Origin of the sequence: Pseudomonas lalkuanensis, assembly GCF_008807375.1 — a bacterium.
In the GTDB taxonomy this organism is placed as follows: Bacteria; Pseudomonadota; Gammaproteobacteria; order Pseudomonadales; family Pseudomonadaceae; genus Metapseudomonas; species Metapseudomonas lalkuanensis.
On the sequence record NZ_CP043311.1, the window covers coordinates 4,803,653 to 4,830,567 of the forward strand.

Sequence of the window (26,915 nt, forward strand, 5' to 3'; positions counted from 1 at the left end):
TTACAGTCCCATCACCAGATACAGGTAGCGTTTCAGGACGGCTCGCATCTCGTCGATGTCGAGGTTTTCCACCCCATCGAGAAGGCCCTGATATTCCATCCGCAGAATGACAGCCGTCAACACCTTGGCGTCTTCGGCAGGTTCGGCCGAGCCCAATACCTGGAAGAAATGCTCCGCGCCCTGCGAGAGTATCCGGCGATGTGCGTCAGCAAGATTACGGAGTCCCGCATTCAGCAACGCTTCCTGGCGGAAGGCATGCTCGGCCAGGAGCTGGTCGCGGTTCTCTTCGAGCTGGCTGCGCACGTACTGGATGGCCAGTTCGACGATCTGGTCGGTCATCGCCCGACGCGAGTCGCCGTCGCGAGTGAGCGCTGCGGCCATGGCCTGGAGGTCGTCCTCCACGTTGGCCCAGAAGGCCGCCATCACCGCCGAGCTGCGCTCCACGAACTGGGCGAAGGTGTCGGTGATCAGGTCATTGATGTCCTTGAAGTAATAGGTGGTTGCCGAGAGCGGCACCTGGGCCTCGGCGGCCACGGCCCGATGGCGCACCGCCCTCACACCGTCGCGGACGATGATGCGCATGGCGGCATCGAGGATCGCCTGGCGCCGCTGCTCGCTGCCCTGGCGACTGGCCTTGCGGCCCTGGTATTTCACGCTTTCGGCGACCGCGCTGGCTACGCGGGCGGCACTGTCACTGCGGGACGACTGGTTCAAGACAGGAAACCCTCCGAACTCACTCAAAGTGAAGTGTTGACCATTTATCCGGCTATTCAATGCGGGATCTGGCGAGATTGTGGCTCTGTCGACCCTGACGAGCGCCTAGTAGGAGCAGCACCGGGGCAAAAGGTTCGCGTGCCGGACGCCAGCCAAGAAAAAACCGCCCGAAGGCGGTTTTTCTCGTTACTCCAGGGTCAAGCCTGCGGGCGCATGTGCGGGAACAGGATGACGTCACGAATAGACGGCGAATTGGTCAGCAACATCACAAGGCGGTCGATGCCGATGCCTTCGCCGGCGGTGGGCGGCATGCCGTACTCGAGCGCGTTGACGAAATCGGCGTCGTAGTGCATCGCCTCGTCGTCACCGGCGTCCTTCTCCTTGACCTGCAGCATGAAGCGCTCGGCCTGGTCTTCGGCGTCGTTGAGCTCGGAGTAGGCGTTGGCGATCTCGCGTCCGCCGATGAACAGCTCGAAACGGTCAGTGACGCTCGGGTCCTGGTCGTTGCGGCGCGCCAGCGGGGAGACTTCGAACGGGTACTGGGTGATGAAGTGCGGCTGCTCCAGCTTGTGCTCCACCAGTTCCTCGAAAATCATCACCTGCAGCTTGCCCAGTCCTTCGTGGCCGAGGACCTTGGCGCCGGCCTTCCTGGCGATCTCGCGGGCCTTCTCGACGTCGCTCAGGTCAGCCGCGGTGATTTCCGGGTTGTACTTGAGGATGGCGTCGAACACGGACAGGCGGGCGAACGGCTCGCCGAAGTGGAAGACCTTGTCGCCGTAGGGCACGTCGGTGCTGCCGAGCACGGCCTGGGCCAGTTCGCGGAACAGCTCCTCGGTCAGGTCCATGTTGTCTTCGTAGTCGGCGTAGGCCTGGTAGAACTCGAGCATGGTGAACTCGGGGTTGTGCCGGGTCGAAACGCCTTCGTTACGGAAGTTGCGGTTGATCTCGAAGACCTTCTCGAAGCCGCCGACCACCAGGCGCTTGAGGTACAGCTCCGGCGCGATACGCAGGAACATGGCCATGTCCAGGGCGTTGTGGTGGGTAGCGAACGGCTTGGCCGCGGCGCCGCCGGGAATGGTCTGCAGCATCGGGGTTTCCACTTCGAGGAAACCGCGGTCGGACAGGAAGCGGCGGATGTGGGCGATCACCTGGGAACGCACGCGGAAGGTGTGGCGGGTTTCCTCGTTGACGATCAGGTCGACGTAGCGCTGGCGATAGCGCTGCTCGGTGTCGGTCAGGCCGTGGTGCTTGTCCGGCAGCGGGCGCAGGGACTTGGTCAGCAGGCGCACGCTGGTCATTTCGACGTACAGGTCGCCCTTGCCGGAACGGGCCAGGGTGCCTTCGGCGCCGATGATGTCGCCCAGGTCCCAGGTCTTGATCTCGGCCAGGGTCTCTTCCGGCAGGGTCTTGCGATTGACGTATGCCTGCAGGCGGCCGCTGCTGTCCTGCAGGACCAGGAAGGAGCCGCGGTTGAGCATGATGCGACCGGCGACCTTGACCGGGATGGCTGCGGCTTCCAGCTCTTCCTTGGTCTTGTCGGCATACTGTTTCTGCAGGTCCGCGAAGTAGTCGGCGCGGCGGAAGTCGTTGGGGAAGGCGATGGCCCTGGCTTCGCGCACGGCGGCAAGTTTTTCCTTGCGCTGGGCGATCAGCTTGTTTTCTTCCTGTTGCAGTTCGTGCTGCTCGAGTTGTTGGTCGCTCATGGTCTTGGTGGTTCCCGGTTAGGCGTTACATCGCCTGTTTGAAGATTGTCACGGTACAGGGGTTCGCTGGGCTGGCGGGACGTGCGTCGATCCACACGCCCGCCTGCGGGTCAGAGTCCCTGTTTGAGGCTGGCCTCGAGGTATTCGTCCAGATCGCCGTCCAGCACCTTGTCGCAGTCGCTGCGCTCGACGCCGGTGCGCAGGTCCTTGATCCGCGACTGGTCGAGTACGTAGGAGCGAATCTGGTGGCCCCAGCCGATGTCGGACTTGGAGTCTTCCAGGGCCTGGGAGGCGGCGGTGCGCTTCTGCATTTCCTGCTCGTACAACTTGGCCCGCAGCATTTTCATGGCGGTGTCCTTGTTGGCGTGCTGGGAGCGCTCGTTCTGGCACGCCACCACGGTGTTGGTCGGCACGTGGGTGATACGCACCGCGGAGTCGGTGGTGTTCACGTGCTGGCCGCCCGCGCCGGAGGAGCGGTAGGTGTCGATGCGCAGGTCCGCCGGGTTGATCTCGATCTCGATGTTGTCATCGATCTCGGGGGACACGAATACGGCGGTGAACGAGGTGTGGCGACGGTTGCCCGAGTCGAAGGGACTCTTGCGCACCAGGCGGTGCACGCCGATCTCGGTGCGCAGCCAGCCGAAGGCGTACTCGCCCTTCACATGGACGGTGGCACCCTTGATGCCGGCGACTTCGCCTTCGGACAGCTCGATGATGGTGGCGTCGAAGCCGCGCTTGTCGGCCCAGCGCAGGTACATGCGCAGCAGCATGTTGGCCCAGTCCTGGGCCTCGGTGCCGCCGGAGCCGGCCTGGATGTCCAGGTAGGCGTTGTTCATGTCCATCTCGCCGCTGAACATACGGCGGAATTCCAGCTTCTCGAGGATCTCGCGCAAGCGCTCGATTTCGGTGGCGACGTCGTTGACGGCGCCTTCGTCGTTCTCCTCGACCGCCATGTCCAGCAGGTCGCGGGAATCGGCCAGGCCGCCGGTGAGGTCGTCCAGGGTTTCGACGATCTGCGCCAGTTGGGCGCGCTCACGGCCGAGGTTCTGTGCGTATTCGGGGTTGTTCCAGACGTTGGGGTCTTCGAGTTCGCGGTTTACTTCGACGAGACGATCATGCTTCTGATCGTAGTCAAAGATACCCCCGAATAGACAGGGTGCGATCGGAGAGGTCCTTGATGCTGTTCAGGATCGGGTTGATTTCCATGGCTGGAAGCTCTCGCTGGCAAAACTTTCGGAAAAGCCGGCGAGTATACCCGAGTCACGGAATGCCGGCAGCATGCCGGCCATGAATTGCGCCGATCCGGCGACGCACGGGCCCGCCCTGCATCACCTCCCCCGTCAGGGCCTGGCGTCGGCCACCACCATGGCCACCTGGTTGCGGCCATTGTTCTTGGCCTGGTACAGCCCCTGGTCGGCCATGTCCACCAGCACCAGGGACGCCTGGCCGATCTTCGGCGTCAGGGTCGCGACGCCGATGCTGACGCTCAGCACCGAACCCGGTGCCGGCATGTCGTGGTGGATGCCCAGGGCCTCCACCGTGCGCCTCACCTTCTCCGCCAGCAGGCGCGCGCCGCCTGCCGCGGTGCCCGGCAGGACCATGGAGAACTCTTCGCCGCCGTAGCGCGCGGCCATGTCCGTGGCGCGGCTGCAGCAGGCGCGGATCGCTTCGGCGACCCGGCGCAGGGCATCGTCGCCGGCCACATGGCCGAAGTTGTCGTTGAAGGCCTTGAAGTGGTCGACGTCGATCATCATCAGCGACAGTTCGCTCTGCTCACGCAGCGCGCGGCGCCACTCCATGTCCAGGTATTCGTCGAAGTGGCGGCGGTTGGACAGGCCGGTGAGGCCGTCGGAGTTCATCAGCCGCTGCAGCACCAGGTTGGTTTCCAGCAATTGCTGCTGGCTTTCCCGCAGGGCGCGATAGGCCTCGTCGCGCTGCAGCAGGGTGACGTAGGAGCGGGAGTGGTAGCGGATGCGCGCCACCAGCTCGATGGCATCCGGCAGCTTGACCAGGTAATCGTTGGCCCCGGCGGCGAAGGCCGCGCTCTTCACCATTGGCTCTTCCTTGGTCGACAGGACGATGATCGGCACATCGCGCAGGGCCGGCATGCCGCGGAACTCGGCCAGCAGGCTGAGGCCGTCGACGCCCGGCATCACCAGGTCGAGGAGAATCACCGTCGGCTTGATCTGCCGGGCCGTGGCGATGGCCTGCAGGGGATCGGCGCAGAAATGGAAGTCGATGCCCGGCTCGCCGACCAGCGCGCGGCGCACGGCCTCGCCGATCATCGCCTGGTCGTCCACCAGGAGGACCATCACCCCGCTACCGCCTGGGGAGGTCTCATCCATCTGACTGCGATAAGGGTATTGCATATGACTCTCCGGGCCCGTCGGGCCTAGCTTGATGCTTCGAATTCAACCAATCGCCTCGACCAGGCGGGGCGCGATGCGCTCCAGGTCGAGTATCTCCACCGCCGCGCCGATGGCCGCGGCGGCCTTGGGCATGCCATAGACGGCGCAACTGGCCTGGTCCTGGGCAATGGTCAGGAAGCCTTTTTTGCGCATGCGCTTGAGGCCTTCCGCGCCATCGCGGCCCATACCGGTGAGCAATACGCCAATGGCCTCGCCCTTCCAGTGCTCTACCAGGCTGTCGAAGAAGACGTCGATGGATGGACGGTATACATGGCTGGTGGGCTCGGCGGTATAGGCCAAGGTGCCATCCTTCAGCAGCCGCAGATGATTGTTGGTGCCGGCCAGGAGAACGGTCCCCGGCTGCGGCGGTTCACCCTCCCGCGCCAGGCGGACCGGGAGCCTGGATTCACTGGCCAGCCAGTCGGCCATGCCGGCGGCGAAAACCTCATCCACGTGCTGGACCAGCACCACGGCGGCCGAGAAATCCGCCGGCAACTGCTTGAGCAGCTGCGCCAGGGAGGCCGGGCCGCCGGCGGAGGCGCCGATCGCCACCAGGCGCCGACCGCCGCGGTGCCGCGCATGGGGCTCGGCGGCACCACGGCCACGGTGATCGTGCTGGCCCATCAGCCAGCTGATGTTCTGGATCTTGCGCAACAGCTGCGCGGCTTCCTGAGCCTGGCCGCTGCCGAGTCCCGGGGTGTTCACCGCGTCCAGGGCGCCATGGCCCATGGCTTCGAACACCCGGTGCACGTTCTGCTCGATATCCACGGTGACGATGAGGATGGCGCAGGGGCTGCGGGCCATGATCTGGCGGGTCGCCTCGACCCCGTCCATCACCGGCATCAGCAGGTCCATCAGCACCACGTCCGGCACGTCCCGGCTGCAGCAGTCCACCGCTTCCGCGCCATTGACCGCCACCCAGGCGATCTGGTGCGCCGGCTCCAGGGCAAGGGCCCGGCGCAGCGCTTCCACCGCCAGGGGCATGTCGTTGACTATCCCTATCCTCACCCTTGCGCCTCCCCGATCAGCATGACCACCGCATCCAGCAACGCTTCGTCGTGGAAGCTGGCCTTGGCCAGATAATAGTCGGCACCGGCATCCAGGCCGCGGCGACGGTCCTCTTCACGATCCTTGTAGGACACCACCATCATCGGCAGGGACTGCAGGCGATTGTCGCGACGCACCAGGGTGACCAGCTCGATGCCGTCCATGCGCGGCATGTCGATATCGGTGATGAGCAGGTCGAAATGCTCGGAACGCAGGGCGTTCCAGCCGTCCATGCCGTCCACCGCCACGGCCACGTCGTAGCCGCGGCCAGCCAGCAACTTGCGTTCCAGCTCGCGCACGGTGAGGGAATCGTCCACCACCAGCACGCGCTTGCGCTGGGCCCCCGCGCCCTGGCGCCCGCTGCGGTCCACCCGTTCCAGGCGACCGCTGCCGAGCAGCTTGCCAACGGACTTCAGCAAGTCCTCGACGTCGAGGATCAGTACCGGCCGGCCGTCATCCAGCAGGGCCCCGGCGGACAGGTCCTGGACCTTGCCCAGGCGCGGGTCCAGCGGCATCACCACCAGGGTGCGCTCGCCGAGGAAGCGTTCCACGGCCACGCCGTAGCAGGTGTCGCGCTCGCGGATCAGCACCACCGGGATGCCGTGCTCGTCGCGCTTGCCTTCGGCGCACTGGAGGATCTGGCTGGCCGAAACCAGCCCCACGTGCCGGCCTTCGTGCCAGAAGTGCTGGCGGCCTTCGAGCTGGACGATGTCCTCGTGCTGCAGCCGGGTCATGCGTTCGATATGGGCAAGCGGGAAGGCGTAGGCTTCGCCGCCCACCTCCACCACCAGGCTGCGCACCACCGACAGGGTCAGCGGCACTTCGATATGGAAGGTGGCGCCCTGTCCGCTGCGCTGCTCCATGCGCACGCTGCCGCGCAACTGGCGCACCATGTGCTGCACCGCGTCCAGGCCGACGCCGCGCCCGGACACCTCGGTGACCTGGTCGCGCATGCTGAAACCCGGCAGGAAGAGGAAAGCCAGCAGCTCCTCCTCGGTCATGCGCATCGCGGTTTCGAGGTTGGCGAACTGGCGCGCGACCACCGCATCGCGCAGGCGCTCCAGGTCGACCCCGGCGCCATCGTCGGCCAGCTCCAGCAGGAGCATCCCGGCATGGTGGCGAGCATGCACGCGGATCATGCCCTCCTCCGGCTTGCCCAGGCGCAGGCGTACCTGCGGGCTCTCGATGCCATGGTCGACGGCATTGCGCAGCAGGTGCGTCAGGGGCGCCTCAAGGCGCTCCAGCACGTCGCGATCGACCTGGGTGGTTTCACCACTCACGTCCAGCCGCACCGGCTTGCCCAGGGAGCGGCCAAGGTCACGGACCATCCGCGCCTGTCCTGCCAGCACGTCGGCGAAGGGCCGCATGCGCGAGGCCAGGGCGGCGTCGTAGAGCAGTTGGGCGCGCTGGCCGCCCTGCCAGCCGAATTCATCGAAATCGGCCATGTACCCGGCAAGCATCTGCTGGCACTCGCCGAGCAGTTGCCGCGCCTCGCCCAGCATCGCCTGGGCTTGCGGGTCCAGGGAGCCGTCCAGCACCGATTCGCGGGCCACGTCCAGTGCCCGGCTGGCGCTGGCCTGGAGGCGCTTGAGGCGATGCAGGGCGTCGTTCAGCGGCTTGATGCGCTGGAACTCCACCAGCGATTTGCTGGAGATATCCAGCAGGTGATCGAGGCGCTCGGCACTGACGCGCAACACGCGGTCGCGGGCCTCGCTGACCGTTTCTGCGGGAGCGGGTGCCTCCACCTCGCGGGGCACGGGCTCCGCCGGAGGCGGCGGTGGCGCTTCGGGAATCCGCGGTGGGGGAATGACCGGCTCGATGAGTTCCCGGGCCGGCGGCGCCTCCTCCACGGATCGCCCCTGCAACCGGGTGATCAGCGCTTCGATGGCCTCGCGCCCGGCGCTCTCCGCCCAGCCGGCGTCGGCACCAATGCGCAGCAGCAGGTCGGAGCCCTGCAGCAGCGCATCGATATTGTCCGGCTGCAGGCGCACATGGCCCTGGCGGGCAGCCTCCAGCAGGTCCTCCATCACGTGGGCGACCCGTACCCCGGCATCCAGCCCGACGATCCTCGCCGCGCCCTTCAGGGAGTGGGCCGCGCGCATGCAGGCTTCCAGCTGGTCGGCCTGGGCGGGATTGCGCTCGAGCACCAGCAGCCCGGTGTTGAGCACCTGGGTCTGGGCTTCCGCCTCCAGCCGGAACAGCTCCAGCAGGGACGCATCGCGCATCTGGTCCGGGGTCATGCCAGGCTCCTTGCCATGGCCTGCAGCAGCAGGCCCTCGTCCAGCAGCGTGATGCTGCGTTCGCGCCACTGCACCACGCCCGAGGCGAACTGGCGGGCGGCCAGGTCCGGTGCGCGGCCGGGGTCCACCACCGCATCCAGGGGAATGCCGTGGATGCCGTCCACTTCATCCACCAGTGCCACCAGCGGTCCACCCTGGCTGGCGAAAATCAGCATCCGGGGCACTACACGGCGCTCGCCATTCGCCTCGGTGCCCTTCTCCAGCCCCAGCAGTTCCACCAGGGACAGGCAGGCCACCAAGGCACCGCGCACGTTGGTCACGCCCAACAGGGCCAGGGCGCGCTGGTGCGGCAGGGAGTGGATGGGGTTGAGCGCCGCCACCTCCACCAGGCTGCGGGTGGCGATGCCCAGCCACTGCTCGCCCAGGCGGAACACCAGGGTGGAACGGCGTTCACGGCCATCTTCTTCGGCGTCATCGACTGAGCGGGTGGTGTCTTCGCGAATCAGCGCATAGCGGTCGAGCAGCAAGGTGGCCGCCGCGGCATGCACCTCGCAGTTGCGGCAATGCACATGACCGGCCAGGCGCTCGCAGGATTTGTCGCCGTGGATGCCGATGCGATTCCAGCAGTCGTCAACCGCCGGCAACTGGTCGCCGGCGATCAGGGGCAGGCTGTTATCGGCCATGGTTGTTCACTCCCCGGCTGGCGCGCTGTTGCAGGCGCTGTGCACCAGCCCGGTCACCCCGAGCGGCGAGCAGCGCCGCCAGGTGGGCCAATGCTTCGGCGTGCTGCGGCGCCAGGTAGAGCGCCTTGCGGTAATAGTCCTGCGCCTCATCCACCTTGCCGGCCACGTCGCTGAGCAGCCCGAGCCAGTAGAAAGCATCCGCCGAGGGGCCATGGGCGGCAAGGAAGGCTTCGCAGGCACTGCGGGCTTCCTCGCTGCGGCCGCTGTTGGCCAGGCTGACGATGTTCGCCAGGGCGGCATCGCGCCCGGTTCCGCCGGCTGCCGCCTGGGTCTGCCCGTGGTTCGGGCGCTCGGGTTTGGGCAGCGGCGGACGTGGCCGGGGCGGAACTCGGGCCGCGGCAGGCACGGCCACAGCGGCAGCGGGCGCCGCAATTTGAGCCCTGGCCGGCTTCGCCGCCTGGGATGACCCGTGGCGGAACACGAAGGCCTGTGGATAACCCAGCGGCTGCATGCCCTGCTGGCTGAGCAGGCTGGCCTCGGCGGGGCCGATGAACATCGCGCCATCGCGCTGCATCAGGCGCTTGAGCACTTCCAGCACGGCGCCCTGGGTCGGCCGGTCGAAGTAGATCAACAGGTTGCGGCAGAACACGAAATCGTAGGGCGGCTCCCCGGCGAGCAGGCCGGGGTCCAGCAAGTTGCCGCGCAGGAAGCGCACCCTGGAGGCCACCTGCTGGGCCACGGCGTGGCCCTCGCCCGAAGGCAGGAAGTAGCGATCGCGAAAGCCCAGGTCCTCGCCCCTGAACGAGTTGCGCCCATAAACGCCCTGGCGCGCGCGCTCCAGCACCCGCTCGCTGATATCCACCGCATCCACCTGGAACAGCCCCGGTGCCAGGCCGGCGTCGAGCAGCGCCATGACGATGGAAAACGGCTCCTCCCCCGTGGAACAGGGCAGGCTGAGGATGCGCAACGGGCGGCCAGCCGCCAGCGCCGGCAGTCGCTCGAAGGCCAGGCGGCCGAGGGCTGCGAAGGATTCGGGATAGCGGAAGAACCAGGTTTCCGGCACCACCACCGCCTCCACCAGCGCCTGCTGTTCGGCGGGCGAAGCGTTCAGGGTGGTCCAGTAGGCGTCCTCGTCACGGCTGGCGCAGGCGTGCATGCGCTGGCGCACCGCACGCTCGATCACCACCCGGCCGACGGACTCCGCCTCCAGGCCGATGCGGTGCTTCAGCAGGGTTTCGAAGCGCTCGATCATGCCGCGCCCTCCGTGGCCGGGAACAGCAAGGCGCGCACCTCGTCCGGCATCAGGTCGGCAACGCGGATGCGCTGCACCAGGCCGTCGGCGGCCTGGTAGACCGGCCCCAGGTAGCGCGCTGCGCCCTGTTCCAGGCCGTAGTCGCGGAACTCCTCCGGACGGCAGCGCAGGGTGTCGGTGGCCTGCTCCAGGATGAGCCCGAGCCAGCGGCTCTGCCCTTGCAGCGGGTAATCCACCAGCACCAGCCGGGTGCTGGCGCGCGCCTGGGCCGGCTGGCCAAAGGCGAGCATTCCCAGGTCCAGCACCGGCACCAGCGCGCCCCGGTGGGAAAACACCCCGGCGACCCACTCGGGCGCCTCGGGCACCTGCTTCAACTGGCGCAGCGGCAGGACTTCCACCACTTCATGGACGTCCAGCGCATAGCGGTCGCCGCCCATGCGGAACTGCAGGTAGAGCCGGCCCCTGACGGTGCGGGCCGGCGCTCGGGTTCGACTCGGGCCCATGGCGCCGACTCAGACCTTGAAGCGGCTGACGCCGGTTCGCAGGCCGTTGGCCACCAGGTTCAGTTCGTCGATGGCGGAGCTGGCCTGGCGCAGGGATTCCACCGTCTGCCCGGTGGCCTCGCCCAGTTGCACCAGGGCCTGGTTGATCTGCTCGGCGCCGGTGGCCTGGGCCTGCATGCCCTCGTTGACCATCTGCACCCGCGGCGCCAGCGCCTGCACCTGCTGGATGATCTGCGACAACTGCTCGCCCACCTGCCCGACTTCGGCGATGCCGCGACGGACTTCCTCGGAGAACTTGTCCATGCCCATGACCCCGGCGGACACCGCCGACTGGATCTCGCGCACCATCTGCTCGATGTCGTAGGTGGCCACGGCGGTCTGGTCGGCCAGGCGGCGCACTTCGGTCGCCACCACGGCGAAGCCACGGCCGTACTCACCGGCTTTTTCCGCCTCGATGGCAGCGTTCAGGGACAGCAGGTTGGTCTGGTCAGCCACCTTGACGATGGTGGTGACCACCTGATTGATGTTGCCGGCCTTCTCATTGAGGATCGCCAGCTTGGCGTTCACCAGCTCGGCGGCGCCCATTACCTGGTGCATGGTGTCTTCCATGCGCGCCAGACCCAGCTGGCCGGAGCCGGCGAGGATGGAGGTCTGCTCGGCGGTGCCGGACACCTCGGCCATGGTGCGCACCAGGTCGCGGGAGGTGGCGGCGATCTCCCGCGAGGTGGCGCCGATCTCGGTGGTGGTGGCAGCGGTTTCGGTAGCGGTGGCCTGCTGCTGCTTGGACGTCGCAGCGATCTCGGTAACCGAGGTGGTCACCTGCACGGCAGAGCGCTGCGCCTGGGACACCAGGGTCTTGAGCTCTTCGGCCATGCTGTTGAAGCCGGTCTCGATGGCGTTGAATTCGTCCTGGCGCTTGAGGTCCAGGCGGGTGGACAGGTCGCCGCCACCCATGATTCGCAGGGTATCGACGATACCGCCGACCGGGCGGGTGATCGCGCGCATCAGCAGGAAGCCGCAAACGGCCGCCGCAGCGATCGCCAGCATCATGGCGAGCAGCATGCTGCGCTCGGCGTTGCGCACCGAGGTGATGATCTCGGTGATCGATGCCTCGCTCATCTCGCGGTTGATCTCGATCAGTTCATTGAGGTGCTGGCGGCCTTCGCCCCACCGCTCCACGAGAGCGCCTTCGAACGTGGCACGGGCGATGTCGGATTGGCCTTCTCCCAGCTCCGTCAACACCTGGGCCTGGAGCGCCCCATAGGCCTTGCGGATATCGGTGAAGGCCTTGAACCGCTCGCGATCGGCATCGGCGACAATAGTGCGGCGGTAGGCCTCGATCAGCTCGTCGAGCTGGGTATTGCTCTCGTCCAGGTCCTTGCGGCCGGTGTGGAAGATGATGCCGCCCGAATCGCCGTCGCGATGCAGGAGGGCCTGGGTACGCAGCAGGTTGTCGGTCCAGCCGCTGCGAATCTTGCTGATGTAGTACATGCCGGGAACGGAATCCGTCAGGACTCGATCGCCCTCTTGCTCGATGTTCCTCAGCTGCATGTAGGACATGCCGGCCATCAGCAACATGATGGCGACGATCACCGCGAAACTTGCCTGGATACGCAAGCGAACAGTCCAGTTCTTCACATTCTTCCCCGTTACCAGTGCCCGGATTCTTGCTGGCCTGCGGCCAATGGCGGCGACTCTAGTGGCAAGGCCTGACGCTAGCAAGCGCGAGGAATGGGCACTTTTACGTCGCCAGAAAGCCGCCGGTCCGCAGCATTTGGGGAGTTTGGCAGAAAGTTGCCGAATTGCAGGGAGAAGGAATAGTCAGTTTGGAAACCCGCCTCCTATCCAGAGGAGTGAGCGTCATCCGCGGGCTTCGGTACGCACGGCGCACCCTGCCGTTCTCCAGGCCGGCACTCGGCTCGCCGTGTGAGCGAATTCATTCGCGATTGAAATCGCCCCCACACGGCGTCGCCATTCAGGCCAGTTCCTGACGAACCTGGCGCTCAAGCTCGACCTTGAGCCCCGGATCGAGGCGCAGCTGGCGGGCCAGCTCTTCGAGGTAGGCGCGCTCCATGAAGTGTTCCTCGTCCACCATCAGCACGCTGGCCAGGTACATCTCGGCGGCCATTTCCGGTGTGGTGGCGGCGCGGGCCACCTCGGCGGGGTCCAGCGGCTTGTTCAGCTCGGCGTCCAGCCAGGAGCGCAGTTCGGCGTCCTGGGTCAGCTTGGCCAGCTCTTCCTCTATCAACTGGCGTTCGCGGGTGTCCACATGGCCATCGGCCTTGGCCGCCGCTACCAGCGCCTTGAGGATGGCCTGGCTGTGCTGCTCGGCCTGGGGTGCGGGCAGGCGGTCGAGGGTACGGGGCTCGTTCTGCGGAGCCGCTGCCTGCTGGGCCTGCCAGTTGCCATAAGCCTTGTAGGCCAGCACACCGAGCGCCGCCAGGCCGCCATAGGTCAGCGCCTTGCCACCCAGCTTGCGCGCGCTCTTGTTGCCCAGCAGCAGGCCCAGGGCTCCCGCCGCCAGGGCGCCGCCGCCAGCGCCCTTGAGCAGGCTGCCGAGGTCGCTTCCATTGCCGGATTTGCTGGCGGAATGGCCAGCCGCCTTCTGTTGCAGCAGGTCCTGGCCGGACTTGAGCAGTTGGTCGAGCAGTCCGCGGGTAATCATCGATGCCTCCAGGTCATTCCGATCTCACAGATCGACCGACTCTAGCCGCAGGGATTCCTGGCGGCAGTTCGCAGAGTGCTTCGAGATATTGCTGCGGGTCCGCGGAGTAGCGGGATTCGGCATAACCATCTAAAAAAGCGAAATGCTCGTTCAGGATTCGATAAACCCTATTCTTCGGCCGCCATCCAGACGCGAACCACGCCCATGATGACCCTCCGCCAGATCCGCCATTTCATCGCCGTCGCCGAAACCGGCTCCATCTCCGCCGCGGCCCAGGCGGTGTTCATTTCCCAGTCCACCCTGACGCTGGCCATCCAGCAATTGGAAGAAGAGATCGGCGTCAGCCTGTTCAACCGCCACGCCAAGGGCATGTCGCTGACCCACCAGGGCCACCAGTTCCTGCGCCAGGCGCACCTGATCCTCGCCACGGTGGAAAATGCCAAGCGCAGCCTGCAGCAGAGTACCGACCAGGTGGCCGGCAGCCTCACCATCGGCGTGACCAGCCTGGTGGCCGGCTACTACCTGGCCGACCTCATCACCCGCTTCCAGCGCGCCTACCCCAACGTGAAGACCCGCGTGGTAGAAGACGAACGCCCGTATATCGAGCACCTGCTGGTCAGTGGCGAGATCGACGTGGGCGTACTGATCCTCTCCAACCTCGAAGACCGTCACGCCCTGCAGACCGAAGTGCTGACCCACTCGCCGCACCGCCTCTGGCTGCCGGCCCAGCACCCGCTGCTGGAGCGCGACAGCATCGCCCTGGCGGACGTGGCCGGCGAGCCGCTGATCCAGCTCAACGCCGACGAAATGGGCCTGCACACCCAGCGCATCTGGTCCCGCGCCGGACTGACGCCCCAGGTGACCTTGCGTACGGCCTCGGTGGAAGCGGTGCGAAGCCTGGTGGCGGCGGGTCTCGGCCTGTCGATCCAGCCGGACATGACCTACCGCCCCTGGTCACTGGAGGGCGACATCATCGAGGCCCGCCCGCTGGTGGACCTGGGCGCCCCCCTGGACGTAGGCCTGGCCTGGCGTCGGGGTACCGCGCGCCCGGCCCTGGTGGACCCCTTCATCACCGTGGCGCGGGAACAGCCGAACAGCCGCAAGCCATCGATTTAATCGAACGCCACTTTCAATATTTAGAATTTGTCGACCTCCAGCCCGGCCTCTAGTCTCTCCTCCCCATAAGCAGAGGCATGCCGGGCTCCCAAGGAGCACGGGATGACCACAGAACAAAAATCCGAGAAAAAAAGAGCCAGCAAGATGACCGGCGCCACCAGCACCCCGACCCTGCATACCGAACTGCTGATCGACGGCCAGCTCGTCATCGGCGAAGGGTTGGCCGAGCCGATCATCAACCCCGCCAGCGGCGAAACCCTGGTGGCCATCGCCGAAGCCTCCATCGAACAGGTGGAAACCGCCGTCGCCGCCGCTCATCGCGCCTTCACACACTGGTCGCGTACCACGCCCGCGCAACGCTCCACCGCCCTGCTGGCCATTGCCGATGCCATCGAGAAACGCGCCGATCAGCTTTCCCGCCTGGAAGCCCTGAACTGCGGCAAGCCGCTGCACCTGGCGCGCCAGGACGACATCCCCGCCACCGCTGACGTATTCCGCTTCTTCGCCGGCGCCGTGCGCTGCCAGCAGGGCCAGCTCGCCGGTGAATACGTGCCCGGCCACACCAGCCTGGTGCGCCGCGACCCGGTGGGCGTAGTGGCGTCCATCGCCCCCTGGAACTACCCGCTGATGATGGCGGCCTGGAAGATCGCGCCGGCGCTCGCTGCCGGCAACACACTGATCTTCAAACCTTCCGAGCACACCCCACTGACCATCCTGGCCCTCGCACCGGCGCTCGCGGAAATCCTCCCGCCGGGGGTGATCAACATCCTCTGTGGCGGCGGCGACAGTGTCGGCAGCCAACTGGTCGGCCACCCGCGCGTGCGCATGGTGTCGCTCACCGGCGACATCGTCACCGGGCAGAAGATTCTCCAGAGTGCCGCGCGCACGCTGAAGCGCACCCACCTGGAACTGGGCGGCAAGGCGCCGGTGATCGTCTGCAACGATGCCGACATCGATGCCGTGGTCCAGGGTGTGCGCACCCACGGCTACTACAACGCCGGCCAGGACTGCACCGCCGCCTGCCGCATCTACGCCCAGGCCGGTATCCACGATCGCCTGGTGAGCGAACTGGGCGAAGCCGTGGCCAGCCTGCGCTTCGCCCGCAAGCGTGACCAGGACAACGAAATCCCCCCGCTGATCAGCTCGCGCCAGCGCGACCGCGTGGCCAGTTTCGTCGAGCGCGCCCTCGGCCAGCCGCATATCGAGCGCGTCACCGGCGCCGCCGTGCACTCCGGCGCCGGCTTCTACTACCAGCCCACCCTGCTGGCCGGCTGCAAGCAGCAGGACGAGATCGTCCAGCGCGAAGTCTTCGGCCCGGTGGTCACCGTCACCCGTTTCGACGACCTGGCCCAGGCCGTGGACTGGGCCAACGACTCCGAGTACGGCCTGGCCTCCTCCGTCTGGACGCAGAACCTGGACAAGGCCATGCAAGTGGCTGCACGGCTGCAGTACGGCTGCACCTGGATCAACACCCATTTCATGCTGGCCAGCGAGATGCCCCATGGCGGGCTCAAGCGCTCCGGCTATGGCAAGGACCTGTCCAGCGATTCGCTGCAGGACTACAGCGTGGTGCGCCACATCATGGCCCGTCACGGCACGGACCTCTGAGAGCCTGCCCATGGCCAGCTGCGCGTCGGCGATACAGCGTCAAGAACAGGCTTGGAAAATTAGAAGAAACAAAGGCCTCTGAGGCCGGCTGCACCCGCTTCATCTGCCCCGACCAATAACGAAAAAGAGGGAACAACATGTCCGTGCGCAAAACCGCCCTGCTCAGCGCAGTGGCCACCGCCATCCTCGCCAGCGGCAGCCTGCAGGCTGCCGAAGCCCTGAAACAAGTCGGTGCCGGCGAAGGCCAGCTCGACATCATTGCCTGGCCCGGCTACATCGAGCGCGGCGAGTCGGACAAGAACTACGACTGGGTCACCCAGTTCGAAAAAGACAGCGGCTGCAAGGTCAACGTGAAGACCGCCGCCACCTCCGACGAGATGGTCAGCCTGATGGCCAAGGGCGGCTACGACCTGGTCACCGCCTCCGGCGACGCCTCCCTGCGCCTGATCTATGGCAAGCGCGTTCAGCCGATCAACCCGGAGCTGATCCCCAACCTGAAGAACCTCGATCCGCGCCTGAAAGACGCGCCCTGGTTCACCGTCGACGGCAAGTCCTATGGCACCCCGTACCAGTGGGGCCCGAACCTGCTGATGTACAACACCAAGGCCTTCACCAAGGCCCCGGACAGCTGGAGCGCGGTGTTCGAGCCCCAGCAACTGGCCGACGGCAAGGCCAACAAAGGTCGCGTGCAGGCCTACGACGGCCCCATCTATATCGCCGACGCCGCCCTCTACCTGAAGTCCGCCAAGCCGGAACTGGGCATCCAGGACCCGTACCAGCTGACCGAAGACCAGTACGCGGCGGTCCTCGAACTGCTGCGCAAACAGCACAGCCTGGTGCACCGCTACTGGCACGACGCGACGGTGCAGATGAGCGACTTCAAGAACGAAGGCGTGGCCGCCTCCAGTACCTGGGGCTACATGGCCAACACCCTGAAAGCCGAAGGCCAGCCCGTGGCCACCGTCGTGCCGAAGGAAGGGGTCACCGGCTGGGCCGACACCACCATGCTGCACGTCGACGCCAAGCACCCGAGCTGCGCCTACAAGTGGATGAACTGGTCGCTGGAACCCAAGGTCCAGGGCGACGTCGCCGCCTGGTTCGGCTCCCTGCCCGCCGCCCCGGAAGGCTGCAAGGCCAGCGCCCTGCTCGGCGCCGAAGGCTGCGCCACCAACGGCTTCGATCAGTTCGACAAGATCGCCTTCTGGAAAACCCCGCAGGCCGAGGGTGGCAAGTTCGTGCCCTATAGCCGGTGGACCCAGGACTACATCGCGATCATGGGCGGAAGGTAATTCGCTCAGAACTCTCCCCGAGAGTCCCCCCTCTCCCTTTGGGAGAGGGGGCTACTCCGCGCCACCTGATATTCCCGCAGGGCATCCTCCGCGAGGCCCCACCCAGGTCATGTCTTTTTCGCGTCACCGGAGCACCACACCATGACACTTGCTGTCCAGTTCACCGAGGTTTCCCGCCAGTTCGGCGAGGTCAAGGCCGTCGACCGGGTATCCATCGATATCAAGGACGGCGAGTTCTTCTCCATGCTTGGCCCATCCGGGTCGGGCAAGACCACCTGCCTGCGCCTGATCGCCGGCTTCGAGCAGCCCACTTCGGGGTCCATCCGCATTCACGGTGAAGAGGCGGCCGGCCTGCCGCCCTACGAGCGCGACGTGAACACCGTGTTCCAGGACTACGCCCTGTTCCCGCACATGAACGTGCGCGACAACGTCGCCTACGGCCTCAAGGTGAAGGGTGTGGCCAAGGCCGAGCGCCTGGCCCGTGCCGAGGAAGCCCTCGGCATGGTCGCCCTCGCCGGCTACGGCGACCGCAAGCCGGCGCAGCTTTCCGGCGGCCAGCGCCAGCGCGTGGCGTTGGCCCGCGCCCTGGTCAACCGTCCGCGCGTACTGCTGCTGGACGAACCCCTGGGCGCCCTGGACCTCAAGCTGCGCGAGCAGATGCAGAGCGAGCTGAAGAAGCTCCAGCGCCAGCTCGGCATCACTTTCATCTTCGTCACCCATGACCAGGGCGAGGCGCTGTCCATGTCCGACCGCGTGGCCGTGTTCAACAAGGGCCGCATCGAGCAGGTGGACACCCCGCGCACCCTCTACATGAAACCAGCCACCCCCTTCGTCGCCGAGTTCGTCGGCACCTCCAACGTGCTGCGTGGCGACCTGGCCCACCAGCTCAGCGGCGTAGCGCAGCCCTTCTCCATCCGCCCCGAACACATTCGCTTCGCCCAGGGCGAGATCGGCAGCCACGAGGTGGAAATCAGCGGCCTGCTCCACGACATCCAGTACCAGGGCGCCGCCACCCGCTACGAAATCCGCCTGGATAACGGCCAGAATCTCTGCGTCAGCCTGGCCAACAGCCAATGGCAGGACGCCGCCCCGCTGCACCAGCAGGGCCAGGTGGTGACCGCTCGCTGGGCGCGCGATGCCATGGTCCGGCTGACCGAGGGCGCGTGACATGGAACTGACCCTCAACGCCGGGAGGCCAAGCGCCGCCAATGGCCTGATGCGCAGGTTTTCCAGCCTGCTCTATCGCAAGCCGACCCTGTACCTCTCGCTGCTGCTGGTGCCGCCGCTGCTGTGGTTCGGCGCCATCTACCTGGGCTCGTTGCTGACGCTGCTCTGGCAGGGTTTCTACACCTTCGACGACTTCACCATGTCAGTATCGACGGACCTGACCCTGGTGAACTTCGCCGCGCTGTTCCAGGCCGCCAACTTCGACATTATCCTGCGCACCCTGGGCATGGCGGTGGCCGTGTCCATAGCCAGCGCCGCCCTGGCCTTCCCCATCGCCTACTACATGGCGCGCTACACCACGGGCAAGACCAAGGCGTTCTTCTACATCGCGGTGATGATGCCCATGTGGGCCAGCTACATCGTCAAGGCCTACGCCTGGACCCTGCTGCTGGCCAAGGGCGGCGTGGTGATGTGGTTCGTCCAGGCACTGCACCTGCAGCCCGTGCTGGAACTGCTGCTGGGCGTACCCGGCGTGGGTGGCAGCACCCTGTCCACCTCCCACCTGGGGCGCTTCCTGGTGTTCGTGTACATCTGGCTGCCGTTCATGATCCTGCCGATCCAGGCGTCCCTCGAACGCCTGCCGCCGTCGCTGCTGCAGGCCTCGGCCGACCTCGGCGCCCACCCGCGCCAGACCTTCATGCAGGTGATCCTGCCGCTGTCCATTCCGGGCATCGCCGCCGGCTCGATCTTCACTTTCAGCCTCACCCTGGGCGACTTCATCGTGCCGCAACTGGTGGGCCCGCCCGGCTACTTCATCGGCAGCATGGTCTACGCCCAGCAGGGCGCCATCGGCAACATGCCCATGGCCGCCGCCTTCACCCTGGTGCCGATCGTGCTGATCGCCGTGTACCTGTCCATCGTCAAACGTCTGGGGGCCTTCGATGCACTCTGAGAAAGCGTCCTGGGGTCTGAAAGCCGCCGCCTGGGGCGGGCTGGCATTCCTGCACATCCCGATCCTGATCATCTTCATGTACGCCTTCAACACCGAAGACGCGGCCTTCAGCTTCCCGCCGCAGGGCTTCACCCTGCACTGGTTCAGCGTCGCCTTCGGCCGCGCCGACGTGGTGGAAGCGATCAAGCTTTCGCTGCAGGTGGCGGTCATCGCCACGCTGATCGCCCTGGTGCTCGGCACCCTGGCGGCCGCCGCGCTGTACCGCCGCAGCTTCTTCGGCAAGGAAGGCATCTCGCTGATGCTGATCCTGCCGATCGCCCTGCCCGGCATCATCACCGGTATCGCCCTGCTCTCGGCGTTCAAGGGACTGGGCATCGAGCCGGGGTTGCTGACCATCGTCATCGGCCACGCCACCTTCTGCGTGGTGATCGTCCACAACAACGTGATCGCGCGCTTCCGTCGCACTTCCCACAGCCTCATCGAAGCCTCGATGGACCTGGGTGCCGACGGCTGGCAGACCTTCCGCCACATCATCCTGCCGAACCTGGGCTCGGCGCTGCTGGCGGGCGGCATGCTGGCCTTCGCGCTGTCGTTCGACGAGATCATCGTCACCACCTTCACCGCCGGCCACGAACGCACCCTGCCGATCTGGCTGCTCAACCAGCTCAGCCGCCCGCGTGACGTTCCGGTCACCAACGTGGTCGCCATGCTGGTGATGCTGGTGACCATGCTGCCCATCCTCGCCGCCTACTACCTGACCAAGGGTGGCGAGAGCGTGGCGGGTAGCGGGAAGTAACCCCAATACACGCCCTCTCTCCGGCTTTTCTCCCCTCTACCGCTTGCGGGAGAGGGACCGGGGCTGGGGGCCGCCCGAACCATAACGATTTTCCCTCACCCCAACCCCTCTCCCAGAGGGAGAGGGGCTAGACCGAACGAGGACTCAGCCCATGCAAACCAAACTCCTGATCAACGGCCAGCTCATCGCCGGCGAAGGCCCCAGCCTCGCCGTACTCAACCCGTCCCAGGGTACCGCCCTGGTGGAAATCGCCGAGGCCAGCCCGGCCCAGGTCGATGCCGCCGTGCGCGCCGCCGACGCCGCCTTCCCGGCCTGGTCGCAGACCTCGCCCAAAGACCGCGCCACTCTGCTGCTGAAGCTCGCCGACCGCATCGATGCCCACGCCGAAGAGCTGGCGCGCCTGGAATCGCAGAACTGCGGCAAGCCCTTTGCCGCCGCCCTGAACGATGAGCTGCCGGCAGTCGCCGATGTATTCCGCTTCTTCGCCGGTGCCAGCCGTTGCATGAGCGGGTCCGCCGCCGGCGAATACCTGCCCGGCCATACCTCGATGATCCGTCGCGACCCGGTAGGCGTGGTCGCCTCCATCGCGCCGTGGAACTACCCGCTGATGATGGCCGCCTGGAAGCTCGGTCCGGCGCTGGCCGCCGGCAACACCGTGGTGCTCAAGCCCTCCGAGCAGACCCCGCTGACCGCCCTGAAGCTCGCCGAATTCATCATCGAGATCTTCCCCGCCGGCGTGGTGAACATGGTGTTCGGCCGTGGCCCGAGCGTGGGTGAACCGCTGACCACCCACCCGAAGGTGCGCATGGTTTCCCTCACCGGCTCGGTCGCCACCGGTTCGCGCATCATCGCCGGCACCGCCGACAGCGTGAAACGCATGCACATGGAACTGGGTGGCAAGGCCCCGGTGATCATCTTCGACGACGCCGACATCGACGCCGCCGTCGAAGGCATCCGCACCTTCGGCTTCTACAACGCCGGCCAGGACTGCACCGCCGCCTGCCGCATCTACGCGCAGAAAGGCATCTACGAGAAGTTCGTGGCCAAGCTGGGTGAAGCCGTGGGCAGCATCCAGACCGGCCTGCAGGACGACCCGTCCACCGAACTCGGCCCGCTGATCACCGCGCAGCACCTGGAGCGCGTCGAAGGCTTCGTCCAGCGCGCCAGCGCCCTGCCGCACATCACCGTGGTCACCGGCGGGAAACGCGTCGACGGCCCGGGCTTCTTCTTCCAGCCCACCGTGCTCGCGGGCGCGCGCCAGGACGACGAGATCGTCCGCCGCGAAGTGTTCGGCCCGGTGGTGTCGGTCACTGCCTTCGACAGCGAAGAACAGGTGCTGGAGTGGGCCAACGACTCCGACTATGGCCTGGCCTCCTCGCTCTGGACCGCCGACGTCGGCCGTGCCCACCGCCTGTCCGCACGCCTGCAGTACGGCTGCACCTGGGTCAACACTCATTTCATGCTGGTCAGCGAAATGCCCCACGGCGGCGTCAAGCACTCCGGCTACGGCAAGGACATGTCCATGTACGGGCTGGAGGATTACACCGCCATTCGCCATGTGATGTTCAAGCATTAACCAGCTGTTCGCTTCTCCTGTGGGGGCGACTTCAGTCGCTCAGCAGGTCGCAGGCCTGCCCTTCGAGTCGCCCTTGGCGATTGAAATCGCCCCCACAGAAAAGCCAAGCATGCTCCACAGGCAGTACCCGCACAAACCACCAGGAGAACGAGCAATGCGTAACACCTTGCGTAATTTCAGCTTCATCCTGCTTTGCGCCATGGCCGGCATGGCCCAGGCGGCCGACGATGCCAAGGCCATAGTCGACGGCTACATGGCTGCCTGGAACGCCCACGACGCCGACAAGGCCGCCAGCTTCCTAGCCGAGGACGCGGAATACTTCGATGCCACCGTCGGCACCCCGCAGAAAGGTCGTGCCGCGGCCCGCGACAATGTGATCAAGGTCTTCGTCGGTGCCGTACCCGACCTGAAATGGAAAATGACCAGCGAGCCCATCGTCAGCGCCGACGGTATCGCCTTCCAGTGGGAGTTCGCCGGTACCAACAGCGGTGCCTGGAGTGCCGAAACCCCGGCCACCAACAAGCCGCTGAAGTTCGAAGGCGTGAGCTTCATCCGCGTCAAGAACGGCAAGATCACCTACCAGGGCGACTACTACGACGCCCTCGGATTCAACAAGCAACTCGGCTGGTAAGCCCCTCGCCGTTGCATGCCCCTTTCCCGCCACGGGAAAGGGGCATGCGGCCGCTATTGCCTCCGATGTAATTGCAGCCCCCTCTGCCTGAGGGAGAGGGCAGGAGGGGGAAATATCTCAGGCGTGCACCAGAGCTGGCCTGTACTCAAAAGCACCATATCGGCCTAGACCCCAGCCGCCCCCGCCAGCCCCTTCTCCGCCAGCCACGCCGGGTTGAACAGCCGTCCCGCATACAACCCGCCCCGATCACAGAGCAGCGTCACCACGCGATGCCCCGGCCCCAACTGGCGCGCCACCTGTACGGCGGCAGCGAGGTTGATGCCGGAGGATCCGCCGACGAACAGCCCCTCCTCCCGCAGCAGGTGATAGACCATCGCCACACAGGCCGGGTCGTCCACTTGCACGGCGTCGTCGATGGGCGTGCCTTCGAGATTGGCGGTGACGCGTGTGGTGCCGATACCTTCGGTGATGGAGTTGCCCTCGGCCACCAGCTCGCCGCGCCTGACCCAGTTGTACAGCGCGCTGCCCATGGGGTCGGCGAGGACGATGCGGATTTTGGTGTCACGCCCCTTGAGGTAGCGCGCCACCCCGGCCAGGGTTCCGCCGGTGCCGGTAGCGCAGACAAAGGCATCCAGCCGGCCCTCGGTATCGGCCCAGACTTCCGGACCGGTGGTTTCGAAGTGGGCCTGGCGATTGGCGATGTTGTCGAACTGGTTGGCCCAGATCGCGCCGGGCAGCTCGGCGGCCAGGCGGCCGGCGATCTTCTGGTAGTTGTCCGGGTCCTTGTAGGGCTTGGGCGGAACCGGACGCACCTCTGCGCCAAGGGTACGCAGCAGGTCGAGCTTTTCCGGGGACTGGTTGTCCGGTATCACGATGATGCAGCGATACCCGCGCGCCGCACAGATATGCGCCAGGCCGATGCCGGTATTGCCGGCGGTGCCCTCCACCACCGTGCCACCGGGGAACAGGCGTCCCTCGCGTTCGGCGTCGTCGATGATGTAGCGGGCGGCGCGGTCCTTGACCGAGCCGCCGGGGTTGAGGAATTCGGCCTTGGCCAGGATGTCGCAGCCGGTCTCGGCGCTGAGGCTGTCGAGGCGCAGCAAGGGCGTATTGCCGATGGTACCGATGAAACCTTCGCGGATCGCCATGCTGCACCTCCTCGAGGAGCATGGGGACGAACAGTTTCAGTCTAGCTGCACGGTCATTCGCCTATGTCTTCGTTCCACAGCTCCGGACGGGCCTCGATGAAGTCCTCCATCAGCTTCACGCACTCGGCGTCCTGCAACACCTCCAGCTCCACGCCCCGGGAACGCAGCAGCTCCTCCTCCCCCAGGAAGGTGCGGTTCTCGCCGATGATCACCCTGGGAATCCCGTAGAGCAGGATCGCCCCGCTGCACATGGAACAGGGCGAGAGCGTGGTGTAGAGCACCGACTCGCGGTAGACGCTGGCGCTCTGGCGGCCGGCGTTCTCGAAGGCGTCCATCTCGCCGTGCTTGATGGCGCTGCCTTCCTGGATGCGGCGATTGTGGCCCCGGCCGATGATGCGGCCCTTGTGGACGATCACCGAGCCGATGGGAATCCCGCCCTCGGCCAGTCCCTGGCGGGCTTCTTCAATGGCGGCTTGCATGAAGGGGTCCATGTTCGTTCCTTGTGTTCCCGTGGATTGAGCCACCGGTTTACCCGCCCGGCTGCGGGTCCTGCAAGTCCTGTTTCGCCAACCAGATCCGGTAGGCATTGATACCTGCCCGCACCGAGCTGAACACCAACGGGGGCTTCAACTCGCCCAGTTCGCCGGAGCGCTGCAACAGCTCGTAGGCCGGGCCGAACAAGCGGGAGAATCCGAAAAAGACGCCCCGGGCCTCCAGGGTCTGCTTCACTTCGCGCAGTGTGGCGAGGCCGGTGAGGTCCAGGTTGATCATGGTTTCGGCATTGAGCAGCACCGCGCGGGGCCGGTCCGCCTGCTCCACCAGGTGCAGCAGGCGCTGCTTGAAATAATCGGCGTTGAAGAACAGCAGGGGCGCGTCGAAGCGGTAGATCAGCAGGCCGGGCAAGGTGGTCGCCTGTGGATAACGACTCAGTTCCACCTGGCCATCGACGCCTTCCATCCAGCCCAGCACCGCATCGGTGGGACGGTACGTGAGGTACAGCAGGCGCAGCAGGGCCAGGCTGATGGCCACGAAGATACCCGGCAGCACACCGACACCCAGCACCCCCACCGTGGTGAGCAGGCACAGCCCGCACTCGAAGCGGCTGAGGCGCCAGAACGCCTTGAGCGCGCGAAAGTCGATCAGCCCCCAGCCGGCCAGCATCAGCACCGCGCCCAGGGCGGCGATGGGCACCCAAGCCAGCGGCCCATGGAGAAACACCAGCACGGCGACTATCACCAGGGCCACCACCACACTGACCATCTGGGTCTTGCCGCCGACCAGGTCATTCACCGCGGTGCGCGAGTCCGCGCCGCTGATGACGAAGGCCTGGGACACACCCGCGCCGACGTTGGCCAGGCCCAGGGCGATGAATTCATGGTTGGCGTCGATGGTGTAGCCGTGGCGGGCGGCAAAGCTGCGGGCCGTGAGCATGGCGCTGCAGAAGCTGACGATGGTGATACCGATGGCATCGCGCAACAGGCTGAGCAACTCGGGGTAATTGGCGCGCGGCCAGCTCAGTTCCGGCAGGCCCGCCGGAACCGCGCCCAGCAGTTCCACGCCGTACCGGTCCAGCCCCAGCCCGGCGGCCGCCAGCGAAGCCAGCACGATCGCCACCAGGGCCACCGGCAGACGTGGCCAGCGGCGAGGCAGGAGAATCAGCACGAGCAGAGTCGACGCCCCCAGTGCCAGGGTCGGCAGGTGGGTATCGGCCAGGTTGCGGATCATGGCCAGCAGGCCGGCGATAAAGCCGCTGGTTTCACTCTGGTAGCCCAGCAGCTTGCCAAGCTGGCCGGCCAGCAGGCTGAGGCCGATACCGTTCAGGTAGCCGACGAGGATGGGCCGCGAAAGGAAGCTGGCGATGAATCCGGCACGAATGAAGCCGGCGAGGATGGACAGCACGCCCACCATCACCGCGACGATCATCGACAGGTGGATCAGCCGCTGCGGATCGCCGGCCGCCAGCGGGGTGATGGCGGCGGCCACCATGGCGGCGGTGGCGGCGTCGGGCCCGACCATCAGCTGCCGGGAGCCGCCCACCAGGGCATAGATCAGCATCGGCAGGATGCAGGCATAGAGCCCCACCTGGGCGGGGAAGCCGATGATCTGCGCATAGGCGATGGCGGTAGGTATCTGTACCGCCGCTACTGACAGGCCCGCCATGAGGTCCGGTCGCAGCCATTGGCGGCGATAATGGAAACGGCTGACGCGATCACGCAGCCTGTGGATAAGGAACATCGGAGCCGTCCGCTTGAGATAACTCCAGAAGCTTAGGCCCACAACGCCGGGGAGGCCCCGGCGCCGCGTCACTTTTGAGAATTATTGATCCTTCTCACAGTTGATCATCCAGGGCACGCCGAAGCGGTCCACCAGCATGCCGAAACGCGCGGCCCAGAAGGTCTGCGCCAGGGGCATCTGCACCTGGCCGCCCTCGGCCAGGGCGTTGAACACCCGCTCGGCCTCGACGACTCGGTCGACGTTGATCGAAACGCTGATGCCGCTGATGCCCTGGAAAGGTGCCTGGGGCGGGCAGTCCGAGCCCATGATCACCTGGTCACCCACGGCCAGGCGGGCATGCATGATCTTGTCGCGGAAGTTCTCCGGCACATCGCCGCAGGCGGGGCTTTCGGCGAAGGTCAGGAAGGCTTCGAGCGTGCCGTTCAGCACCTTGGCGTAGAACTGGAAGGCAGGGCCGCACTGGCCGTCGAACGTGAGGTAGGGGTCGATTTTCATGAGGGTCTCCTGTCCGTGTCTTCAGCGCTCACTGCTGTTTGGCTTTCTCGAATACGCGTTGTTCCTGCTCGCGCAATTCGGGGGTGAACTCTTCGCCGAAATCCTCGGCCTCGAACACCTGGCGGATCTCGATTTCAGAATCGGAAAGCATCGGGTTGGGGCAACGCTTGACCCACTCGATGCACTCTTCCAGGGAATTGACCTTGAACAGCCAGAAGCCGGCGATCAGTTCCTTGGTTTCCGCGAAGGGACCGTCGACGACGGTGCGGTCCTTGCCCTTGAACTGCACGCGCGCCCCCTTGGAGCTGGGATGCAGCCCCTCACCGGCGAGGAGGATTCCGGCATTGACCAGCTCTTCGTTGTACTGGCCCATGGCCGTGAGCAGTTCCGTGCTGGGCATGATGCCGGCTTCCGATTCCTTGGTTGCTTTGACTATCACCATGAAGCGCATTGTCTTTCTCCTGTTGGGTGGCATGGACGCCAGCCTGCGGCCGCTGCCTGCTGACTGTGCCAATTGGTCGAAGGGCAAACGACGAGATCGACAACAGGCCGAAAATATTTTTCGAGGGCGCAGGACTGGAACAGCGTAGCCCTGGATGGAGAAGTTGCGCGGATGGGGTGACGGGTGAGCGAGGGGCGGGTTCGCTGCCTCACCTCGGATGCGTCAGTTCAGGCCCGTACGTGCTT

Annotated in this window: 24 protein-coding genes; 8 read left to right on the top strand and 16 right to left on the bottom strand. The window is 66.1% G+C overall.

The window, feature by feature from the left end:
• The 11 genes from FXN65_RS22190 to FXN65_RS22240 all read right to left on the bottom strand — a co-directional run bounded on the left by FXN65_RS22190 (position 1) and on the right by FXN65_RS22240 (position 13,215).
• Positions 1-714 (bottom strand): TetR/AcrR family transcriptional regulator, encoded by a 714-nt coding sequence (locus FXN65_RS22190; protein WP_151136453.1) that lies wholly within the window; start codon positions 712-714, stop codon positions 1-3.
• Positions 715-911: 197 nt separating this feature from the next.
• Positions 912-2,417 carry a lysine--tRNA ligase gene (lysS, locus tag FXN65_RS22195; RefSeq protein WP_151136455.1) on the bottom strand — a complete coding sequence of 502 codons (1,506 nt, stop codon included), beginning with the start codon at positions 2,415-2,417 and terminating at the stop codon, positions 912-914.
• Positions 2,418-2,527: 110 nt separating this feature from the next.
• A protein-coding gene (gene prfB / locus FXN65_RS22200) for a peptide chain release factor 2 (RefSeq protein ID WP_151136457.1) occupies positions 2,528-3,623 on the bottom strand; the annotation gives its coding sequence in 2 pieces (ribosomal slippage) (positions 2,528-3,550 and positions 3,552-3,623; 1,095 coding nt in all).
• A 134-nt stretch (positions 3,624-3,757) separates the two neighbouring features.
• Entirely contained in the window at positions 3,758-4,786 is a 1,029-nt protein-coding gene (locus tag FXN65_RS22205) for a diguanylate cyclase domain-containing protein (RefSeq protein ID WP_151136459.1), read from the bottom strand.
• A 42-nt stretch (positions 4,787-4,828) separates the two neighbouring features.
• Positions 4,829-5,833, bottom strand: coding sequence for a chemotaxis response regulator protein-glutamate methylesterase (gene cheB, locus FXN65_RS22210; RefSeq protein WP_151136461.1), 1,005 nt, complete (start codon positions 5,831-5,833; stop codon positions 4,829-4,831).
• Positions 5,830-8,112, bottom strand: coding sequence for a hybrid sensor histidine kinase/response regulator (locus FXN65_RS22215; protein WP_151136463.1), 2,283 nt, complete (start codon positions 8,110-8,112; stop codon positions 5,830-5,832). The genes cheB and FXN65_RS22215 overlap by 4 nt, the downstream gene beginning before the upstream one ends.
• The gene (locus tag FXN65_RS22220; RefSeq protein ID WP_151136465.1) at positions 8,109-8,795 is read right to left on the bottom strand and encodes a chemotaxis protein CheW; all 687 of its coding nucleotides are present in this window, start codon (positions 8,793-8,795) and stop codon (positions 8,109-8,111) included. The genes FXN65_RS22215 and FXN65_RS22220 overlap by 4 nt, the downstream gene beginning before the upstream one ends.
• Entirely contained in the window at positions 8,785-10,047 is a 1,263-nt protein-coding gene (locus tag FXN65_RS22225; RefSeq protein WP_151136467.1) for a CheR family methyltransferase, read from the bottom strand. Before FXN65_RS22225 ends, FXN65_RS22220 begins: the two co-directional genes overlap by 11 nt.
• Complete coding sequence (locus FXN65_RS22230) at positions 10,044-10,550, bottom strand: chemotaxis protein CheW (protein WP_151136469.1); 507 nt, start codon at positions 10,548-10,550, stop codon at positions 10,044-10,046. The genes FXN65_RS22225 and FXN65_RS22230 overlap by 4 nt, the downstream gene beginning before the upstream one ends.
• 9 nt (positions 10,551-10,559) lie before the next feature.
• Entirely contained in the window at positions 10,560-12,188 is a 1,629-nt protein-coding gene (locus FXN65_RS22235; RefSeq protein WP_151136471.1) for a methyl-accepting chemotaxis protein, read from the bottom strand.
• Between the two features lie 337 nt (positions 12,189-12,525).
• The gene (locus FXN65_RS22240) at positions 12,526-13,215 is read right to left on the bottom strand and encodes a tellurite resistance TerB family protein (protein WP_151136473.1); all 690 of its coding nucleotides are present in this window, start codon (positions 13,213-13,215) and stop codon (positions 12,526-12,528) included.
• Between the two features lie 204 nt (positions 13,216-13,419).
• Between FXN65_RS22240 and FXN65_RS22245 the strand changes: the two genes are divergently transcribed.
• The 8 genes from FXN65_RS22245 to FXN65_RS22280 all read left to right on the top strand — a co-directional run bounded on the left by FXN65_RS22245 (position 13,420) and on the right by FXN65_RS22280 (position 22,350).
• On the top strand, positions 13,420-14,331 hold the full coding sequence (locus tag FXN65_RS22245) for a LysR family transcriptional regulator (RefSeq protein ID WP_151136475.1): 912 nt from the start codon (positions 13,420-13,422) through the stop codon (positions 14,329-14,331).
• Positions 14,332-14,433: 102 nt separating this feature from the next.
• Complete coding sequence (locus FXN65_RS22250; RefSeq protein WP_151136477.1) at positions 14,434-15,939, top strand: gamma-aminobutyraldehyde dehydrogenase; 1,506 nt, start codon at positions 14,434-14,436, stop codon at positions 15,937-15,939.
• Positions 15,940-16,076: 137 nt separating this feature from the next.
• On the top strand, positions 16,077-17,228 hold the full coding sequence (gene ydcS, locus FXN65_RS22255) for a putative ABC transporter substrate-binding protein YdcS (RefSeq protein WP_151136479.1): 1,152 nt from the start codon (positions 16,077-16,079) through the stop codon (positions 17,226-17,228).
• A gap of 141 nt (positions 17,229-17,369) precedes the next feature.
• Entirely contained in the window at positions 17,370-18,395 is a 1,026-nt protein-coding gene (locus FXN65_RS22260; RefSeq protein WP_151136481.1) for an ABC transporter ATP-binding protein, read from the top strand.
• Position 18,396: 1 nt separating this feature from the next.
• Complete coding sequence (locus tag FXN65_RS22265) at positions 18,397-19,347, top strand: ABC transporter permease (protein ID WP_151136483.1); 951 nt, start codon at positions 18,397-18,399, stop codon at positions 19,345-19,347.
• Entirely contained in the window at positions 19,337-20,143 is an 807-nt protein-coding gene (locus FXN65_RS22270; RefSeq protein WP_151136485.1) for an ABC transporter permease, read from the top strand. Before FXN65_RS22265 ends, FXN65_RS22270 begins: the two co-directional genes overlap by 11 nt.
• A 151-nt stretch (positions 20,144-20,294) precedes the next feature.
• Entirely contained in the window at positions 20,295-21,719 is a 1,425-nt protein-coding gene (locus tag FXN65_RS22275) for a gamma-aminobutyraldehyde dehydrogenase (RefSeq protein WP_151136487.1), read from the top strand.
• Between the two features lie 154 nt (positions 21,720-21,873).
• Positions 21,874-22,350 (top strand): ester cyclase, encoded by a 477-nt coding sequence (locus tag FXN65_RS22280; RefSeq protein ID WP_151136489.1) that lies wholly within the window; start codon positions 21,874-21,876, stop codon positions 22,348-22,350.
• A 164-nt stretch (positions 22,351-22,514) separates the two neighbouring features.
• Here the strand turns inward: FXN65_RS22280 and FXN65_RS22285 are convergent, their stop codons facing one another.
• From FXN65_RS22285 to FXN65_RS22305, 5 genes are all read right to left on the bottom strand, one after another.
• On the bottom strand, positions 22,515-23,498 hold the full coding sequence (locus tag FXN65_RS22285) for a cysteine synthase A (RefSeq protein WP_151136491.1): 984 nt from the start codon (positions 23,496-23,498) through the stop codon (positions 22,515-22,517).
• A 53-nt stretch (positions 23,499-23,551) separates the two neighbouring features.
• On the bottom strand, positions 23,552-23,989 hold the full coding sequence (locus FXN65_RS22290; protein ID WP_151136493.1) for a nucleoside deaminase: 438 nt from the start codon (positions 23,987-23,989) through the stop codon (positions 23,552-23,554).
• Between the two features lie 37 nt (positions 23,990-24,026).
• The gene (locus FXN65_RS22295; RefSeq protein WP_151136494.1) at positions 24,027-25,733 is read right to left on the bottom strand and encodes a SulP family inorganic anion transporter; all 1,707 of its coding nucleotides are present in this window, start codon (positions 25,731-25,733) and stop codon (positions 24,027-24,029) included.
• Between the two features lie 81 nt (positions 25,734-25,814).
• Positions 25,815-26,228, bottom strand: coding sequence for a VOC family protein (locus tag FXN65_RS22300; protein WP_151136496.1), 414 nt, complete (start codon positions 26,226-26,228; stop codon positions 25,815-25,817).
• Between the two features lie 28 nt (positions 26,229-26,256).
• Positions 26,257-26,679 carry a YciI family protein gene (locus FXN65_RS22305; protein WP_151136498.1) on the bottom strand — a complete coding sequence of 141 codons (423 nt, stop codon included), beginning with the start codon at positions 26,677-26,679 and terminating at the stop codon, positions 26,257-26,259.
• Positions 26,680-26,915: the final 236 nt, after the last annotated feature.